This window comes from Nostoc sp. 2RC, assembly GCF_014222165.1.
Taxonomy (GTDB): Bacteria; Cyanobacteriota; Cyanobacteriia; order Cyanobacteriales; family Nostocaceae; genus Nostoc; species Nostoc linckia.
The window spans coordinates 1-4,002 of the sequence record NZ_JACKZU010000525.1; the positions used below are offsets into that span (position 1 = coordinate 1).

Annotated in this window: 2 protein-coding genes and 1 pseudogene; all 3 read left to right on the top strand. The window is 42.4% G+C overall.

Annotation, left to right across the window (positions count from 1 at the left end):
• Positions 1-78 precede the first annotated feature (78 nt).
• A pseudogene (locus tag GNE10_RS32550) lies at positions 79-366 on the top strand (DUF4351 domain-containing protein); the annotation flags it as partial.
• Positions 367-783: 417 nt separating this feature from the next.
• A complete protein-coding gene (gene acnB / locus GNE10_RS32555; RefSeq protein ID WP_185570140.1) occupies positions 784-3,414 on the top strand; it encodes a bifunctional aconitate hydratase 2/2-methylisocitrate dehydratase in 2,631 nt (876 codons plus the stop codon).
• A 67-nt stretch (positions 3,415-3,481) separates the two neighbouring features.
• Positions 3,482-3,928 (top strand): DUF29 domain-containing protein, encoded by a 447-nt coding sequence (locus GNE10_RS32560; RefSeq protein WP_185570142.1) that lies wholly within the window; start codon positions 3,482-3,484, stop codon positions 3,926-3,928.
• Positions 3,929-4,002 lie beyond the last annotated feature (74 nt).

Below are 4,002 nucleotides of genomic sequence, written 5' to 3' on the forward strand. Positions count from 1 at the left end.
ATCCAAGTTGTCTAGGTTGGTTAACCTAGCTAACCTTAAGAGAGTATTTCTACTCATTTGGGTTAAACGAATCGCACTCGGGAGTTAATTATGCGACTAGAACCACTTTATCAAAGAAACAGAGAACAAGCCAAAGAAGAAGGCAGACAAGAAGGAAGACAAGAAGGAAGACAAGAAGGCAGACAGAAAGGAGAAAGAGATTTGATACTGCGTCTACTTAATCGCCGTATTGGTGAAATTAATGCGTTATTAATCGAGCAAATTACAGGATTATCAATTGAACAATTAGAAAACTTAGGAGAAGCGTTATTAGATTTTTCTAGTATTGCTGATTTAGAAGCTTGGTTAAATCAACAATCAGAATAAATTCTCAGTAAATTAATTAATTTATAACTAAGGTGGAGTTTACAGCAACACTTAGAGGTTGTTTTGAAAGTGGTTAGCTGTGACTTTAGGCACTTATCGATCCCCCCTAACCTTTCTTAAAAAGGAAGGAAACAGAACCAAAGTCCCCCTTTTGAAGGGTGATTTAAGGGAATCTAAAAGTATTTCCCACATCACTAAGGAGTTTTAAAAGATCCTCTAAACGAGTTTATTCGGAGTCTATAAAAAGTTAAAAATATTTGAGAGACGATAACTAAACTTTTAGTATAAAACTAAATTGCTAATAAGCTATTACTAGTAAAGCTTTGAGTAATAAAAGTAAGGTAAACTTTTATAGCAAAGTCTTGCCTAAAAATATTTCATAATTAAGAGTAGAACAGGCCAACGGAGAATACAAAAATGCTAGAACAATACCGTCAACACGTCGTCGAAAGGGCAGCATTAGGAATTCCCCCCTTACCGTTGGATGCGAAGCAAACCTCAGAATTATGTGAATTACTGAAGAATCCGCCCAAGGGTGAAGAAGATACATTATTGCATTTATTGAGCGATCGCGTCCCCCCTGGTGTCGATGCAGCGGCTTATGTGAAAGCTGGATTTCTTACAGGTATTGCCAAAAAAGAAATCACTAGTCCTTTAATTTCCCCCATACAAGCGGTGCAATTGCTGGGCACAATGGTGGGTGGTTATAACGTGCAAGCTTTAATTGATTTGCTGCAATTGCCCACCGTATCGGTATCCGACTCTTCCGAAACTCCTTTGGTAATGGGAGGACAAGGAAAGGAACCCATCGCCGCCTACGCCGCCAATGCCTTAAGTAAAATTTTGTTGGTATACGATGCTTTCCATGATGTTTTGGAGTTATCGAAAACCAATCCCTATGCCAAACTAGTAATTGACTCTTGGGCGGAAGGTGAGTGGTTTACTGCCCGCCCCACTGTACCAGAAGCGATTACTGTTACAGTTTTTAAAGTCCCTGGGGAAACCAACACCGATGACTTATCCCCCGCCCAAAGCGCCACGACTCGCCCGGATATTCCCTTACACGCCTTAGTAATGTTAGAGTCACGGCAACCGGGAAGTTTAGAAACCATTGCCGAACTGAAAAAGCAAGGACATCCTGTGGCTTATGTGGGGGATGTAGTTGGTACTGGTTCCTCGCGGAAGTCTGCTATCAATTCGGTGTTGTGGCATTTGGGAAATGATATACCTTATGTGCCCAACAAACGCGCAGGGGGGTATATTTTAGGTGGTGCGATCGCCCCAATCTTCTTTAACACAGCTGAAGATGCCGGTGCTTTGCCTATCCAGTGCGATGTCACCAAACTCGAAACAGGCATGGTTATTACCATCCACCCATACAAAGGCGAAATTACAAACGAAGCAGGGGAAGTTATTTCTACCTTCACCCTCAAACCAGATACCATCCTCGATGAAGTCCGCGCAGGTGGACGCATCCCCCTACTCATCGGGCGTACCCTCACCGATAAAACACGCCTTGCCCTTGGTTTAGAACCCAGCAATGTCTTTATCCGTCCCCAACAACCAAGCGACACAGGCAAAGGCTACACCCTAGCACAAAAAATGGTTGGTAAAGCTTGCGGCTTAGCTGGCGTGCGTCCCGGTACATCTTGCGAACCCATCATGACCACCGTTGGTTCCCAGGATACCACGGGCCCCATGACCCGCGACGAATTAAAAGAACTCGCTTGTCTGGGTTTCAGCGCAGACTTAGTAATGCAGAGTTTCTGTCATACAGCAGCTTATCCCAAACCAGTAGACATTAAAACCCACCACGACCTCCCCGACTTTTTTGCCCAACGTGGCGGTGTCGCCTTGCGTCCCGGCGATGGTATCATCCACTCTTGGTTAAACCGGATGCTGCTACCAGACACCGTGGGAACAGGCGGCGACTCCCATACCCGCTTTCCCTTAGGAATTTCCTTCCCCGCCGGTTCTGGGTTAGTAGCCTTTGCTGCGGCTTTGGGCGTTATGCCTTTGGATATGCCAGAATCAGTTTTGGTAAGATTCAAAGGTGAATTACAACCCGGTGTCACCCTGCGGGATATTGTCAATGCCATTCCCTACGTAGCAATTCAACAAGGTTTGCTAACAGTAGAGAAACAAAACAAGAAAAATGTCTTCTCCGGGCGAATTTTAGAAATTGAAGGTTTGCCAAATTTGAAAGTTGAACAAGCCTTTGAACTCGCCGACGCCACCGCCGAACGTTCTTGTGCAGGTTCTACCATTAAGTTGAGTGTAGAGACAATTTCAGAATATTTGCGTTCTAACGTCGCACTTTTGAAAAATATGATAGCACGGGGCTATCACGATGCCCGTACCATCCTCCGCCGCATTGCCAAAATGGAAGAATGGTTAGCAAATCCCGTGTTATTAGAAGCCGACGCCGATGCCGAGTATGCCCAAATAATTGAAATTGATTTGAACGAAATCAAAGAACCAATTGTTGCTGCTCCCAATGACCCAGATAATGTTAAATTATTATCGGAAGTTGCTAACGACCCAGTGCAAGAAGTATTTCTGGGTTCGTGTATGACAAATATCGGTCATTATCGAGCAATGGCGAAAGTTTTGGAAGGTGCAGGTGAAGTGAAAACTCGCTTGTGGATAGCACCACCAACTCGCATGGACGAACACCAATTAAAAGAAGAAGGAGTGTATGCCATTTTTGGGGCTGCGGGTGCGAGAACCGAAATGCCAGGATGCAGTTTGTGTATGGGAAATCAAGCGCGAGTCGCTGATGGAACAACAGTATTTTCTACCTCTACTCGCAACTTCAATAATCGCATGGGCAAAGATGCCAGAGTGTATCTTGGTTCCGCAGAATTAGCCGCAGTTTGCGCGCTATTAGGACGCATTCCCACAGTAGCGGAATATTTAGATATTGTGGCGAAGAAAATCGATCCTTTTGCTGATAATTTGTATCGCTATTTGAACTTCGATCAAATTGCTGGTTTTGAGGATGAAGGGCGCGTGATTTCCAAAGAAGCACAAGCTTTATTGGTGTAATTTTAAATTAGGTGGGCTTTTTTAGCTCACCTTAAATTGAATGTGTTGGACTACTAACAAAAATTATATGAATACTTCATCTGTTAATATCCAAAATCTATATAACAAAGACTTTTATTTGTGGACAAAAACAGTTGCTCAGCAGTTAAAAGAGCAAAAATTTAATGAAGTAGACATACCTAATTTAATCGAAGAAATTGAAAGCATGGGGAGAAGTGAAAAACGAGAGTTAAAAAATCGATTAATTGTACTATTAATGCACTTAATAAAATGGCAATATCAACCACAAAAAAGAAGTGAAAGTTGGCGCAGTACCATTATAGAACAACGCATCTGTATTGAAGTCTTATTAGAAGATAGCCCTAGTTTACAGCCTATAATTGTGGAATCGTTGGAAAATTGTTATCAAAAAGCCCGTCTCAAAGCATCTGAAGAAACAGGTATTAAATTAAATTTTTTTCCTCAAGAATGTCCTTTTACTTTAGAAGAGACTCTGAACAATTATTTAAATTAAGTAGATAGTCATGATTAAATCTAAGATGTCATTGCGAGCGAAGCGAAGCAATCCCAGAGACTTTGCGATTGCTT

Bases quoted from the DNA above. Each gene is read 5' to 3' on its own strand.
- acnB (WP_185570140.1), top strand. From the start codon at position 784: ATGCTAGAACAATACCGTCAACACGTCGTCGAAAGGGCAGCATTAGGA.
- GNE10_RS32560 (WP_185570142.1), top strand. From the start codon at position 3,482: ATGAATACTTCATCTGTTAATATCCAAAATCTATATAACAAAGACTTT.